General features: G+C 50.3%; 13 protein-coding genes. 2 read left to right on the plus strand and 11 right to left on the minus strand.

The window, feature by feature from the left end; all coding sequences use genetic code 11:
• Positions 1-56: 56 nt before the first annotated feature.
• From ACO0K3_RS06530 to ACO0K3_RS06565, 8 genes are all read right to left on the minus strand, one after another.
• Positions 57-1211 (minus strand): diguanylate cyclase, encoded by a 1155-nt coding sequence (locus tag ACO0K3_RS06530; RefSeq protein WP_422982997.1) that lies wholly within the window; start codon positions 1209-1211, stop codon positions 57-59.
• 139 nt (positions 1212-1350) lie between these two features.
• The gene (locus ACO0K3_RS06535; RefSeq protein WP_422982998.1) at positions 1351-2214 is read right to left on the minus strand and encodes a M20/M25/M40 family metallo-hydrolase; all 864 of its coding nucleotides are present in this window, start codon (positions 2212-2214) and stop codon (positions 1351-1353) included.
• 159 nt (positions 2215-2373) lie between these two features.
• The gene (locus ACO0K3_RS06540) at positions 2374-2982 is read right to left on the minus strand and encodes a methyltransferase domain-containing protein (protein ID WP_422983000.1); all 609 of its coding nucleotides are present in this window, start codon (positions 2980-2982) and stop codon (positions 2374-2376) included.
• Between the two features lie 8 nt (positions 2983-2990).
• Positions 2991-4547, minus strand: coding sequence for a ubiquinone biosynthesis regulatory protein kinase UbiB (gene ubiB, locus ACO0K3_RS06545; protein ID WP_422983002.1), 1557 nt, complete (start codon positions 4545-4547; stop codon positions 2991-2993).
• A complete protein-coding gene (locus tag ACO0K3_RS06550; protein WP_422983188.1) occupies positions 4547-5164 on the minus strand; it encodes a ubiquinone biosynthesis accessory factor UbiJ in 618 nt (205 codons plus the stop codon). Before ACO0K3_RS06550 ends, ubiB begins: the two co-directional genes overlap by 1 nt.
• A 101-nt stretch (positions 5165-5265) precedes the next feature.
• On the minus strand, positions 5266-6210 hold the full coding sequence (locus ACO0K3_RS06555; RefSeq protein WP_422983004.1) for a Tim44 domain-containing protein: 945 nt from the start codon (positions 6208-6210) through the stop codon (positions 5266-5268).
• An 11-nt stretch (positions 6211-6221) separates the two neighbouring features.
• On the minus strand, positions 6222-6956 hold the full coding sequence (gene ubiE / locus ACO0K3_RS06560) for a bifunctional demethylmenaquinone methyltransferase/2-methoxy-6-polyprenyl-1,4-benzoquinol methylase UbiE (RefSeq protein WP_422983006.1): 735 nt from the start codon (positions 6954-6956) through the stop codon (positions 6222-6224).
• Between the two features lie 125 nt (positions 6957-7081).
• Positions 7082-8053 (minus strand): LysR family transcriptional regulator, encoded by a 972-nt coding sequence (locus ACO0K3_RS06565; RefSeq protein WP_422983008.1) that lies wholly within the window; start codon positions 8051-8053, stop codon positions 7082-7084.
• Positions 8054-8149: 96 nt separating this feature from the next.
• Here ACO0K3_RS06565 and ACO0K3_RS06570 point away from each other — a divergent pair, with 96 nt between their 5' ends.
• Positions 8150-9199, plus strand: coding sequence for an NADP-dependent oxidoreductase (locus tag ACO0K3_RS06570; RefSeq protein WP_422983010.1), 1050 nt, complete (start codon positions 8150-8152; stop codon positions 9197-9199).
• Positions 9200-9203: 4 nt separating this feature from the next.
• Positions 9204-9950 carry a hypothetical protein gene (locus tag ACO0K3_RS06575; RefSeq protein WP_422983012.1) on the plus strand — a complete coding sequence of 249 codons (747 nt, stop codon included), beginning with the start codon at positions 9204-9206 and terminating at the stop codon, positions 9948-9950.
• A gap of 78 nt (positions 9951-10028) precedes the next feature.
• On the opposite strand, the gene ACO0K3_RS06580 is transcribed toward ACO0K3_RS06575, so the two are convergent.
• The 3 genes from ACO0K3_RS06580 to ACO0K3_RS06590 all read right to left on the minus strand — a co-directional run bounded on the left by ACO0K3_RS06580 (position 10029) and on the right by ACO0K3_RS06590 (position 15008).
• On the minus strand, positions 10029-10463 hold the full coding sequence (locus ACO0K3_RS06580) for a gamma-butyrobetaine hydroxylase-like domain-containing protein (protein ID WP_422960564.1): 435 nt from the start codon (positions 10461-10463) through the stop codon (positions 10029-10031).
• A gap of 115 nt (positions 10464-10578) precedes the next feature.
• A complete protein-coding gene (locus tag ACO0K3_RS06585) occupies positions 10579-11031 on the minus strand; it encodes an HIT family protein (protein WP_422983014.1) in 453 nt (150 codons plus the stop codon).
• Positions 11032-11033: 2 nt separating this feature from the next.
• Positions 11034-15008, minus strand: coding sequence for a DUF3683 domain-containing protein (locus ACO0K3_RS06590; RefSeq protein WP_422983016.1), 3975 nt, complete (start codon positions 15006-15008; stop codon positions 11034-11036).
• Positions 15009-15343: the final 335 nt, after the last annotated feature.

The following is a 15343-nucleotide window of genomic DNA, read 5'->3' on the forward strand; positions in this document are numbered from 1 at the left end:
GAAGGTAGTAGCACAGACAATTGAGATATCTACATCATTTTTACCAGCATAGAAAATTACTCTTCTTCTGGAACGGCCTTGTCCGCAGCGGGAACCGGTTCCTCAACTACCACCTGATTTCTGCCGCCTTCTTTAGCCATATACATCGCTGTATCGGTTCTTGAAAATAGTTCGAGAACCGATTCGCCGGGAATATACTGGGTTACGCCGATCGATACCGACACACGTCTTTGCGATACGCTGTCCCAATGATGAGACTCCACCTGAGAGCGGATCCTCTCGCAAGTATTGAGAGCCGGAAGCAAGGAAGTTTCAGGAAAAACCAGTAAAAATTCTTCTCCGCCGTAGCGGCCAAATATATCTCCGGCACGAATATGCTCCTGAGCCAGACGGGAGAAAGTACGCAAGACCTCATCACCACCTAAGTGACCGAGTTCATCATTGATTTTTTTAAAGTGATCAATATCCAGCACGGCCAGACATAAAGGCGTACCGTTTTCATCGGCGAGCTGTTTTTGTTCTTCGAGTGCTGCGACGGTATAGCGGCGGTTAAAGCAGCCCAGCAGATTATCCCGCTGCGCATCTTCCTGAATATTTTTGATTTTTCTGCTGGCACGATGCAACACCCTATGCAAAAGCTGCACTTTGCCAGTTTGCGAGATGAACGCTGGCAGCGCCAGTGCCAAGGTCAGCAAATGCATCATCTCAAGTTTCAGCAGTGCCGGATTATGCCAGTTGTGGTAATGCATGCCCGCGATGCAAGCAAACGCAAACACAATCACAGCCGCCATGATCAGAGCCGAGCGGCGCGAGATACGGTACATGCCGTAAGCGATGGCAATGAAACAAAACGGGGTAAATAATATGTGTGAAGCAGGATCGAGATAACAAATGACCAGCATCGAGGCGATCGCGCAAGACACAATAGGTAATTTCAAGCGTTTTTCTTCAAACTGCAAATGCCACTTTGCTTTAAAAATAACAAAAAACAGCGAGAGAAAAAGGCCGATCAGGCCGATCAGGACGATCACGGTGGATTGCTGTACCACACCAAGTTGCCAGAACAGCAGAATGCCCAGCACATAGAGCCCTATCAACGCCGTCGCAATCAGCCATTTTTGCGCATGCGTGCGCCTGGCGAGTGTTTTGACAGGATCGTTCTGGCGACGTGATTTCCTCTGCACAACGGGCAAAGTGTCATCGAAATCCATTAACGTATCGGTTAATGGAAAGACATCCGTATTCGAAAATGGATTTTTTTTTCGTCCGAATAGCATGAAAGGAATTATTTAAGTGCTGGAAAATCCTTGTGATCCTAACACGATAACAAGCCCCCCTTAAGATATCACGTCAATTCTTCTGTCGAAAATCGATTGTTAACAAGGCTTGATCAAAGGTCTGACTCGCCTTCACAATCAAATCAATTACTCCGAGGAAAAATTCGGGTTTAATTTTATCGGCAGTATCCGTTGGCTGATGATAATCAGGGTGATCCTCCACGCCGAAATAAATATATGGCACCCCAGCTTTAAAAAATGCATAGTGATCTGATTGCTTAGTCCAATCGTCTTGTCCTTGCTCTGGCCTGTCATGGCCGAATACCAGTTTTACGCCGTTATTGCCGCCTAGCGGCGCCAACAAAGTTTTTAAGACTGGCACGTGATAAGACCCGCTGGCATAAATCTCGCCTTTATCGCCGCGGGCAATCATATCGAAATTCATATTCAGACCGACCCGTTTCAAATCAATCAGCGGCTTGGCAGCGAATGCGCGTGACCCGTTCAGTTGCTGTTCTTCAGCATCAAAAAACACATAGATCAGGTCATGTTGAGGAGGATTTTTTTGCATTGCCTCAGCAATGGCGAGAACACCGGCAACACCAGAGGCATTATCGTCTGCGCCGAAATAAATTTTATCACCACGCATGCCGAGGTGATCATAATGGGCAGAAACCACGATTGACGGCGCAGTCGCGTGATCGCTCAGGGAGCCCGGTTGGCAAGCGAGTATATTGCGACCTTGTATGGTCTCAGCATTGCGATTCGTAAAACTGAACTCATGAATCAACTCAGTACCGCAAGCTTGCAAACCCAAAGCATTGATGCGCCCGATGATATAGCTGCGCGCCAGCTCACTGCCCTTAGTACCTGTCGCGCGACCGGCCATATCGGCGCTGGCGAGTGTACGAACATCCCGCATAGGCTGAGCATCCATTGCACTCCCGCTAGCACTCGCCGGGCACAATAAGCATAAAAACAAACAACTCAAAACTGACAAAGACAGATTGATTGACGCCATAAAGTTAGACATAAAATTTAAATACAAAATTTAAATACAGGGTTTAGATGCCCGTATCCGCTGTACTGCCCAGTGCTAACGCCTACGCCAGACTTGCCAGCGTTCTTTTCCCCGAAATACAGGAATGGAATCGCTGACATCACTATCCTCCAGCAATGTAAAGTCATTGCTCATCAGGTTTTGCAAGTCATCGCGGCGGATACTAAACGGTGGCCCCTTGGGTGAAGCATTAATAGCATCATCGAAAAAGAAGAACCCTGCAAGCAAAGCACCGGAAGGTAATAGCTCCGCCCAGCGAGCGACGATGTTATTGCGTAATCCAGGTGGCAGGGCGCAAAAAAAAGCGCGCTCATAAATCAGCTCAAGTGGTTTTGTGGGTACGAAAGCAAAAAAATCAGCTTCCAGCACACGATCACTCCACTCGCCAACGACGGCTTTGGCGCTCTTGACGGCGGCAGGAGAGAAATCAATCGCCGTTACATCCCAACCGTTTTGTGCAAAAAAAGCCAGCTCATACGCATTGCCGCAACCGGGAATCAAGGTTGTCAACGGCACAGATGCGCGTTGAATAAAATTTTTAACATCCTGCGGCACATCACCTTTATCCCAGGGAGTAAAAGCACGATCAAAACGTTCGTCCCAAAACTGGTTACTGGTCGGATCTTTGCTAACAAAGTCTGGCATGTTAATCGCTATAGAAAATATAAAGCGAACTGCGCTAACAGAACACCGGCAATCATGCCGCCACCGAAGTAAATAATCGTGCGCAGTAATTTATTCGTACTGCGTTGCTCAGTCAGTAAGGCCGCCAGCATCTCATTATTTTCGGAAGGAGCGGCAGCTCTGCTCAGTGCCTGATGAGCGAGGCGGGGTAACTGCGGAAAGATATGGCTATAACGTGGTGCTTCTGCTTTCAGTTTATCCAGTAAACCGCGCCACCCGACCTGGTCACTCATCCAGCGTTCCAGATACGGCTTAGCGGTTTTCCAGAGATCAAGGTCAGGATCAAGCTGGCGCCCCAGACCCTCAATATTCAACAAGGTTTTTTGAAGCAAGACTAATTGCGGTTGCACCTCGACATTGAAGCGACGCGAGGTCTGGAATAAGCGCAATAACACCTGACCGAAAGAAATATCTTTTAAAGGACGATCAAAGATCGGTTCACAGCACGCTCGTACGGCAGCCTCTAGCTCGTCAATACGCGTATCCTTAGGTGCCCATCCTGACTCGATATGCGCTTCCGCTACACGCTTGTAATCACGACGGAAAAATGCCAAAAAATTTTGCGACAGATAATCTTTATCAAAATCATTGAGCGTACCGACGATCCCAAAATCGAGAGCGATATATCTGCCAAAAGTCGCGGGTTCTGTCGAGACCAGAATATTCCCCGGATGCATATCCGCATGAAAAAATCCATCACGAAATACCTGTGTGAAAAAAATCGTCACGCCATCACGCGACAGTTTCGCCATATCGACACCGGCCTCCTGGAGTTTGTCGATTTGTGAAACAGGGATGCCTTTCATACGCTCCATCACAATCACCGACGAGGAGCAATAATCCCAAAACATTTCAGGTACCAGCAGCAAATCAGAATCAGCAAAGTTGCGACGCAACTGGCTACCATTGGCCGCCTCGCGCATCAGATCGAGTTCATCGTGCAAATATTTGTCAAACTCGGCAACTACCTCACGTGGTTTCAGGCGCTTGCCATCAGCCCACAAAGTCTCCAGCCATCCGGCAGCAATCTGCATCAGCGCCACGTCTTTGTCTATCGTCTCTTTCATTCCCGGACGGAGAACTTTGACTGCCACCTCACGACCATCTTTCAAGACCGCAAAGTGGACCTGAGCAATCGATGCCGACGCAACCGGAATACGTTCAAAACTCGCGAATAATTGATCTGGCGGTGCGCCGAGTGATTTAGTAATCTGGGCAATCGCCAGATCCGGATCAAATGAGGGAACTTTGTCCTGCAATTTGGCTAGTTCGTCAGCGATATCAGGCGGCATCAGATCGCGACGCGTCGACAGTACCTGGCCAAATTTTACAAAAATCGGCCCCAAATCTTCTAAAGCCTTACGCAAACGTTCACCGCGCGGCGCAGACAAATCACGCCAGAATAATAAGGCTTCCAAAAATTTGGTTGTGCGTGGCACAGACAGGCCGGAGATCGCTATTTCGTCGATACCATAGCGAACTGCAATACGGATGATTTTTATCAGACGCAAAAATTTCAACAACATCAACGCGACCTTTCCAGTTTCTCTAAGCGCTTGATGAGACGTTCTGCATCATCACGTAATTTGTTAATCTCGGATCCCATCGCGCTCACAGCTGCGGGGCGCACCAGCATAGGATTTTCTTCTAAAAAATATTCCGCCAGGTTTTCTTGTATTTTTTGATGAGTATCTTTGACGGTCTGCACCAGACTATGTGCACCGGCAACCATACGGACCGCCGCCACGTCACCAAACATCTTACTCAGGTCTTCCTCTGCTTCCCAGCGCAGATTTTGGCTTACATGCGAAATGGTGTTGGCAAAGTCGGCATCGCCTTCGATCTTCACATAGGAAAAAGCCCGTTCGCGATTTTGTGCAATCAAAGGTAAATCACTCAGCTGAATACGGATGGTGACATTCGCCGTGTCTTTACCAATCGGACTAGTACCATCATCGCTGGCAGGCTCGACTGTTCCGGCCTCTTCTACCAAGCCGTCCGGCCTTACTTTGAGTCGAATACTAAAGGCTTGCAAATCGATACAGGCGATTTTGCCCGCATGCGGTATTAACTTATGTTTAGCCCAGCTTTCCTGAGCCAACAAATGATTAATAAAAAGAACAATGGGGAGAATTGGTGTCATGGTCATATAAAAAAACCGCCCATGGGGTGATGGGCGGTTTTCAGTTTAACATTTTATCTCAGATGACATACCTGAGATTAATCAAAGCAGTTGTACGTTTATTACACCTGCTGGATACCTGCCAAGACCCAACCACCCTGACCATTTACCGGTTTTGACAAATTCCAGACTTCGTTGAAGGCTTCTGCCGGTGCATTGGCAGCTTCTTTGATCATGCCGCTGAAGCGCACGCTCGCCAGATGATCGTTACCGACTGTTTCCAGTCCAAGCAAATCCGCATCGATAGACACAACATCCGTCACGTTCGCACTGGCACCGCGCTCCTGAATTTGCAGCTTGATTTCGGCATACATTTCTGGCGTCGTAAATTCGCGGATATCATTGATATCTGCCTTATCCCATGCGGCTTGCAGGCGAATAAAGTAAGTTTTTGAATTACGTAAAAACGCTGGCACGTCGAAATCAGCAGGAACACCCCAAGGCGCAGCAGGCGCTGCCGGAGCTGCCGGAGCTGCATTAAATGATGATGAAGATGAAGTCGCTGGTTCAATACGTGAACCGATTTCTGGTGTGCCCGATGGCATGCCCGCGTACGACGGCTGTGAAAACGCCGATGGAGTTGCACCATTACCTGCTGTATTGCGACGGAATAAGCGGACGATGAACAGTACGGCAAACGCCAGCAAAGCAATCGTCAGGATAGAGCCTAAAGCACCGCCCAATGCGCCACCCAGACCGAAGTGAGAGAACATAGCGCCCAGCAAAGCACCGCCAATCAAGCCACCGACGATTCCTTTCCAAGGGCTAGCAGGTTTCGGTGGCGTCACCGCAGCAGGCGCAGCTGCCGGTGCCGCAGGCTTCGCCTGATTAAAATTACTGTTCGGGCTATTTGCCGGAGGTGTCGCCTGACGCGACACATTATTCGATTGACGACCAATCGAGCCGCCACCGCCGAGGCGCTTAGCATCAGCATCGGATACGGTCATTGCCAGTGCACCGGCAACCAGCATGATGGATACAATGGCTTTATTAAAAATCTTGTTCATACCTGCAACTCCTAGAGTTTAATTCCGGTGTGGAGAGCGGCCACACCTGCCGTTAAATTGAAATACTCAACACGATCCAAACCAGCATCTTGCATCATCCCTTTCAAGGCTTCCTGATCGGGATGCATGCGTATTGACTCGGCCAGATAACGATAACTGTCCGCATCATTGGCAATCTTTTGCCCCAGCCATGGCAATACCTTAAACGAATACACATCGTAAGGCTTTTGCAATACGTCCGGTACTTTCGAGAATTCCAGCACCAGCAGTTTGCCACCCGGCTTCAGTACACGCCGCATTTCTGCCAGAGCCTGATCCTTGTGAGTCATATTGCGCAAACCGAACGCCACGCTGACACGATCAAAATAATTATCCGGGAAGGGCAATTTTTCTGCGTCGCACAGTAAGGTGGGGGTAATCAGACCTTTATTCAAGAGGCGGTCACGCCCGACGCGCAACATCGATTCATTGATATCGGTATGCCAGACTTCGCCGGTCTTGCCAGCCTGTTTCACGAACTCTTTTGCCAGATCGCCCGTTCCGCCCGCAATATCGAGCACCTTAAAGCCAGGGCGTACACCTGCCTGAGCGATAGTGAAGATCTTCCAGACCCGGTGTAACCCAGCCGACATCAGATCGTTCATAACGTCATATTTGGCGGCTACCGAGTGAAAAACTTCTGCAACTTTGTGAACTTTTTGATCTTCTTCTACGGTGGTATAACCGAAGTGGGTGGTGTTGCTCATAGTGATTACCTTTTTTTGTTCTGTTTTTTACTTTTTACTTATTTGCTGCCATCTATTACTAAATCTTTCTCTGGATCGGATTGTAGCCTAAGTCAGGCCAAAAACCTGTGCGTCGGACGGGAACTTCAGGCAGTGTCTTTACTGGTGGCAGACATGAATTCAGCCAGTGCGTGTTGCCAGTGCGGTGCGTTTTTTGCATTCGAAACCAGCCAGACCTGTTCGTGGCAATGAAAAGCGCAATCACTGACCTCGATACGCAATAACTCCGCATCCGCTAAGGCAAATTCCGGCAGGTAGGCCAGAGCCTGTCCTGATTTCACCGTGGAGAGCAGCAACTGCAGGTCATCAATCCAGTAACGTATCTTGCGCGGCAACTGATCGTCCCGCCAGCCGTCTGAGCGGCTACCGCGCTGCTCACCGCAAAATAGTGAGCGCGAAGGGCTGACAAAATCGTATGCCAGAATCTGTGAAGAAGATGCCCGTAGCGCAGGCTGCGGTAGCGCTGCCCTGGTTAGCTCATTAGCGGAGGCAGCCGTCAACCCGGAAGATAAACTGATTGCCAGCCGATGACGTTTGCCTGCCACGAGTTGCAGATGCATATCCCCCAGAGAGGTGACTTGCCAGTCCGACGACCAGTGAGCACCACGCCCTTCGATGACCTCACTAGTCACGATTGCATGATTGACCTCACCGCGCAGCAATGCCGCCAATGCCTCATCCTCGAACATCGTCTGCATACTCAAACTCGCATCAGGGTAAGCCTGCATGGCTCGCATCAGTACCGGCGCATGCCGCCATAGCAAAATTGCCGGTGCCGCGACCTTGCACTCGATCACTGCCCTGTTTCCCATGATGTCGGCTTTTGCCTGATCCGCCAGAGTCAGCATGGACTTTGAAAAATCCAGCATGCGCTGACCGCTGGCATTCAGTACCAATTGCTTCGCAGAGCGATCAAATAACACCGTGTCGAGATCTCCCTCAAGCCGGCGCAAGGCCTTGGACACAGCGGAAGGAGTCAGATGCAGTTCTTGCGCAGCCGCACCCAAGGAGGGATGGCGTGCAACACAGGCAAAAATGCGTAAGTCGACCAGATTCATTGTTTCCAATCAAGACATTAAAAATGAAAATAAGTTGCTTTACCAGACATTTTAATCTATTTACCATCCGTACATCTATCTCTATAAAAAACCGTCATGTCTCTGCCCAACACTCCTCATTCTCCCGATACCGTTCATCAGCAATGGATTTATCAACAGCATCCGACCGGACTGGTAGGAGCGGAACATTACACCTTGAGAACACAGCCGCTAGATACTCGGCTGGACCGCGATGAAGTACTGCTGGCAGCACGCTATATCAGCGTTGATCCCTACATGCGCATCAATCAATCTGCCAAACCCACCTACAACCCGGAACCACATCCGCTGAATACCGTCCAGTCAGCAGGTGTAGTTGCTCAGGTCATCGCCTCAAATACCGCCAGCATGCATGCTGGCGACTGGGTGTTCGGTATGACCGGATGGCAAACCCATGCCCGCGTGCATGTCAGCGCGTTGACTAAAATTGATCCGGCTATCGCACCAGTCAGTACCGCGCTCGGCGTCCTGGGTATGCCCGGCCGGACGGCCTGGTTTGGCCTGACAGAAGCTGGCAAACCACATGCGGGTGAAATCGTCGTCGTATCCGGCGCAGCCGGTGCCGTCGGCTCTCTGGTTGTGCAATTCGCCAAACGACATGGCGCACGGGTACTCGGCATCGCAGGCGGCGCTGCCAAGTGCGCATGGTTGACCGATACCCTAGGCGCAGACTGGGCGCTCGATTACAAGGCCTTCGATAATGCAGACCGTTTAAGCGCGGCGATACAAGAACTGACTGGCGGTGTCGATGTGTATTTCGACAATGTTGGCGGCATGGCGACTGATGCAGTAATACCGCTGATCAAGCGCCGTGCACGCATCATTATCTGCGGACAAATCAGTCAATATAACGGCGGGCTTGATATACCTGAAATGGGACCTCGCCTACTACACCATATGCTGTACCAACGAGCAAGGATTCAGGGCATTCTGGCACGTGACTACCTGCACCGTATGGATGAAATGCTGAGCATCGTCGCACCTTGGGTTAACACGGGTGAACTGGTTTTTGAAGAAACCATCATCGAAGGCTTTGAACAATTACCGGACGCACTAAACTCCCTGTTCACAGGCGAGCATCGGGGTAAATTAATCGTCAGGATCTAAACATATGCTCGCCATGAACCAAATCCTGAAACGCAGTCTCTGCCTCACTCTCGGAACGACTCTGATCATTTTGCTGACAGGGCTTAGCCTGTCTCATAACGCTCTGGCACAAACCTTAGCGCCGCGCAGCCCCGCTTATGGGCTGCATGGCATGCTGTTATTTGGCAATAATGAAGGCCTGTACGCATCGCATTTGCCGATGTTTCATGCGCCGCATGATTATCAGGTCGTACTGCAAATACGCATCGCCAATCAACAACTGGATGCACAGATTAAAAAAGACCTGACGCAAAAAATTCGCTTATGGACGATAGAACCGGAACAGTTTGACATCACGGGGCTAGCACCGGGAGCCCGTCCTGCATTGCGTCAGTTCAAGGCAAATATCGTGTCCGGCCATTTTGAACAAGGCGGAAAAGTCCGCTATAAAAATATCACGGCTATCGTTGAGTACACACTGATTTTTCGCCAGCTATCATCTGAACCACATCAAAGTGACACAGCAACTTACCGACAGATCGGGCACGGTTCCCATCGATTTTTATTGAAAGAAATCGACAGCCGTCCCGACTATGATCATGTGCTAGCAATCAGTGTCAACGCCAGATCATCCAGGCAAAATATTCTGATCAAAAAATCCGGCATCCGCGAACCCGACCCGAATACATTATATTCGGCGCTGCACTCCATCAACGGATCAGATGCCCGTATAGAGGGAAATGTGTATTTCGATCATGCCGATCTGGAGTGACCTCAGGATTGAGGATTGAGGATTGAGTATCGAGGCTGAGGCTAGGAACGACATGCGCGCTTGACTCATCAATGGTGATCAGTGTTGATGGCCGCAAGCACCTGCGGCCTTACCCCGCATAGGTGCATCACGTCCGGTGTCGCCAGCAAATCCTGCTGCATGCAAGCGATCGACATAATCTTGCCAGAGTGACGACTGGTTCTCCCCCAGCCAATACAGATAATCCCAGCTAAATATGCCGCTATTATGTTCATCTGAAAAATGCGGCTGAACAGCGTAATTTCCGACTGGTTCTAAAGCCGTAAGGGTAACTTCGCGTTTGCCAGTTTGCAGCGTCTCTTGCCCTGCACCGTGACCACGTACTTCCGCTGAAGGAGAGTACACACGCAACATCTCAAAGGGTAAAGAAAACTCTTTACCGTCATCAAAACTGATCTCCAGTACACGTGATTGCGTACGCACATTCAATGCGGTTGGCATCGGCCCGGGGGCTGTCTGTTTAGAGCCTGTCATAGTTTTATTCCATCAATATAGGTGAAGGCCGGACACTTAGCCCGAGCAATACAGAAGCTGTCCGGCGCCGGAAAAACAGCGTCATACGGACAACCTCAATACGATGCGCGTCAATTTAGCGCAAACGTGCGATCAGTGCAGTACGTAACTGGGGCAACAAAGCACGCCGTGCGCTGGTATCAGCCCACTCCGGCTTCGCCTGCGCCCAGATCGGGCTGGGGAAATGCGCATCATCCTGATAACGCGGAATAATATGCCAATGCAAATGCGGCACCACATTACCGAAACTGGCCACATTTACTTTATGCGGCTGCATCACTTCACGCAGCACCAACTCGACTTTCCAGACGATGGACATCAGTGTGTCACGGTCTTGCTCAGATAAGTCCGTCATCTCTTTGACATGCTGATTCCAGACCACGCGGCAAAAACCCGGATACTGCACATCATCCACCAGAATCAGACGCCAATCCTCTGTCTGCGCAATGACCTCGCCACGGCTGGCATCACATAATTCACAGGTGGCAACGCGCTCACTAAGCTCACTAACAGATCTGACAGGCATCATGATTACACCAGAACCCGTTCAATACCGCCGTTGTTAGCGCGTGCGACATACTCAGGTAACCAGTTGTCGCCCAGCACATGCTTCGCCATCTCGATGACAATGTAATCGGCAGTTGTGTCGCTATCATCGTTGTATCGCGTCAAACCCTGCAAGCAAGCCGGGCACGAAGTCAGAATTTTTACATCGCCCGTAAATCCGTCAGCACGCAATTTATCAGCACCTTTAAGCATCTCTTCTTCTTTGCGGAACCGGATCTGCGTAGAAATATCCGGACGCGATACCGCCAGCGTACCGGCTTCACCGCAACAGCGATCATTCTTCTCAATCTTGACATTGTCGACCGTCGTAATCAGCGCGTTCACTGTTTTCAGAGGATCTTGCAGCTTCATCGGCGTATGGCAAGGATCGTGATACATATAGCGCGTCCCATTGACACCTTCAAGTTTCATCCCTTTTTCCAGCAGATATTCATGAATATCGATGATGCGGCAACCCGGGAAAATCTTATCAAACTGGTAGGTCGCCAATTGATCGTAACAGGTGCCGCAGGAGACCACGACGGTTTTAATATCCAGATAATTCAGCGTGTTCGCCATCCGATGGAACAGCACGCGATTATCCGTGATCATCTTCTCCGCTTTGTCGAACTGACCTGCGCTGCGCTGCGGATAGCCACAACATAGATAGCCCGGCGGCAGCACCGTTTGTACACCGACGTTCCATAACATGGCCTGGGTCGCTAAACCGACTTGTGAGAACAGCCGCTCTGAGCCACAACCAGGGAAATAAAATACAGCCTCTGTATCGGCAGTCGTCGTTTTGGGATCGCGAATAATCGGTACGATTTTATCGTCTTCAATATCGAGCAAAGCGCGTGCCGTTTTTTTCGGCAAATTGCCCGGCATTTTTTTATTGATGAAGTGAATCACCTGCTCTTTCATCGCCGGTTTTCCTAACGATGCAGGGGGTGCTTTGGTCTGTTTCTTCGCGAGTTTTTGCAGGACCGTATTACCTAACCGCTGAGCCGCAACACCCCAGCCAAAAATCACCTGACGTGCCGCCTTAATGGTCGCCGGATCTTTGGCGTTCAAGAAAAACATGGCGGAGGCAGTCCCGGGATTAAACGATTTTTTATCCATCTTGCGCAAGAGATTGCGCATATTCATCGAGACATCACCAAAGTCGATATCGACCGGGCATGGTGTCACGCATTTATGGCAAACCGTACAGTGATCCGCAACATCTTCAAACTCTTCCCAGTGCTTGATCGAAATACCGCGCCGGGTTTGTTCTTCGTACAAAAACGCCTCAACCAGCAACGATGTCGCCAGAATTTTATTCCGTGGCGAGTACAGCAAATTCGCACGTGGCACATGGGTCGCACAAACGGGCTTGCACTTACCGCAACGCAGGCAATCTTTCACACTATTCGCAATCGCACCGATGTCGCTCTGCTGCATGATCAGGGACTCGTGTCCCATCAAACCAAACGACGGCGTGTAGGCATTGCGCAGATCGGCAGCAAACTCAGGCAGATTCAGCAATTTGCCTTTATTGAAGCGTCCTTCGGGATCAATCCTGAGTTTGTACGAGCGAAAATCCTTGATCTCATCTTCCGTCAGAAATTCGAGTTTGGTAATGCCGATACCGTGCTCACCGGAGATCACGCCATTCAGCGAACGCGCCAGCACCATGATGCGGGCGACCGCATGATGCGCGACCTGCAACATCTCGTAGTCATCGGAATTGACCGGCAAATTCGTATGGACATTGCCGTCACCGGCGTGCATGTGCAAGGCAACGAAGACGCGGCTGCGCAGGACTTTTTTGTGAATCGCGGTGCATTCATCGAGAATCAGTTTAAACGCACCACCATTAAATATCTGACGCAGATGCGCGCGCACTTCCTGCTTCCAGGACACGCGTATGGTTCTGTCCTGCACGATACTAAATACGCTGGCCTCTGGCTGTTGCTGCAGGCGTTCGTCAAACACAAATGCGAGTTTATCCAGTTCCAACGCAAGCAGCTCGTCACGTGCATCGCGCAAAGGTTTATCAAGTTGCGTCAGCAAATAAGTCCAGCGGGCATGCGTGGCATCGAGTAGATTTTGTGCCTGCAATACACGGTCTTCCAATAATTCATTGGCAGAAATATCGTCGCCGTCCGCATCTTCGCTCTTACCCAGCGGCAGATTCCCTTTCGCGAAAAATGCCTGCAACTGTTCAAGCATCGCGAGCTTGTTCTGGATCGACAATTCAATATTGATACGCTCGATACCGTCGGTGTATTCCCCCATGCGATCCAACGGAATCACCACGTCTTCATTGATCTTAAAGGCATTGGTATGCTTGGAAATCGCGGCCGTTTTGGCGCGATCCAGCCAGAATTTTTTACGTGCTTCAGGACTCACGGCGACGAAGCCCTCACCGACACGAGTGTTGGCAAGGCGTATCACTTCGGAGGCGGCTTGCGCTACTGCGTTTTCATCGTCACCGACGATGTCGCCGAACAAGGCCATCTTTGGTAAGACACCACGTTTGGATTTCGTCGTATAACCGACGGCTCGCAAGTAGCGCTCATCGAGATGTTCCAGGCCCGCTAAAATCGCACCGCCTTTTCTGGTTTCGCCATCGAGATAATCTTTGATCTCGACAATACTCGGTATCGCGTCACGCGCCTGACCAAAAAATTCCAGACACACTGTGCGCGTAAATTTAGGCATCTTGTGCAAGATCCAGCGCGCCGAGGTAATCAGGCCATCACAGCCTTCTTTTTGTACGCCAGGCAATCCTGCGAGGAATTTGTCGGTAACGTCTTTGCCCAGTCCCTCTTTACGGAAAGTGCGACCCGGGATATCCAGCTGCTCAGTTTTAAATGGGGTCTTTTCGCCGGGATGCGTCCACTCCAGTCTGAACTTGGCAACGGCAACATCATGAATCTTGCCGAGGTTATGTTCCAGACGCGTGACCTCCAGCCAGTCACCGTTCGGATCTACCATGCGCCACGATGCCAGATTATCGAGTGCAGTCCCCCACAAAACGGCTTTTTTGCCACCAGCATTCATGGCAACATTGCCACCGATGCAGGAGGCTTCTGCCGATGTCGGATCGACGGCAAACACAAAGCCCGCCTTGTCTGCCGCATCAGAAACACGCTTGGTCACCACACCGGCACCGGAATAAATCGTCGCATATTCCCGATCAACGCCAGGCAGCATCGTCATTTCGACAGCACCCAATTGCTCCAGCTTTTCGGTATTAATGACTGCCGATAAAGGCGTCAGGGGAATCGCCCCTCCGGTATAACCAGTGCCGCCGCCGCGCGGAATGATCGTTAGACCCAGCGTGATACAACACTTCACCAGGCCTGCCATTTCGTCTTCGGTATCTGGAGTCAGTACTACAAACGGATATTCCACACGCCAGTCGGTCGCATCGGTCACATGCGAAACACGTGACAGGCCGTCAAATTTGATATTGTCTTTGGCCGTATATTTAGTCAGCAGTTTGTTTGCACGCTTGCGAAGATCGTAGGTATCGCGGAACTCCTTGGCGAACTGCGCCACGGCTTTACGCGCAGCCTGTACCAGAATTTCCACACTGCTGCTACGCTCACCGTCATCGTCGCTGGCAGTATTCAAACGACGTTTTTCCACCTCAGCCAACCGATGATTCAAGGCATCGATCAGATCCTGACGACGCTTTGGATTGTCGAGCATATCGTCTTGCAGATAAGGATTGCGGCGCACGACCCAGATGTCGCCCAGTACCTCATACAGCATGCGCGCGGACCGTCCGGTCTGGCGTTTGCCACGTAATTTATCAAGCAAATCCCAGGCATCTTCACCTAGCAAACGGATGACGATTTCGCGATCAGAAAACGAGGTGTAGTTATAAGGGATTTCGCGCACGCGGGTGGGTGTCGCGCCGGGCGCGGCATCTGCGAGTAAAGCCTGAATTTGTGCTGGAGCGTTCATCAGTGGGGTCTTTGAAACTCATAGGTGACGACTGTGCCAGACACTTCTGTGCCTGAAGCGAATCGTCAGATTTTAAAATGCTAAGGGATTGCAGAGCATTCTAGCCTATTGCGACGCAACACGCGGCAACAGCCTTACGCTTACTACGCCTAATCAACGATGCAAATAAGGAAAATCCCAGCTTTCACCTAAGAATATTTGGCTAACAGTAATTAAAAAATATATTTAATAAATGGGAGTATAGGTAAAAATAGTGCCTTAACCGCAAGTATTCATTAGCGGATTAAAATATACACCTACCAGTATATAAAGATACCCTGACCAATGGGCTTGAA

It is taken from the genome of Undibacterium sp. Rencai35W (assembly GCF_049340185.1).
In the GTDB taxonomy this organism is placed as follows: domain Bacteria; phylum Pseudomonadota; class Gammaproteobacteria; order Burkholderiales; family Burkholderiaceae_D; genus Undibacterium.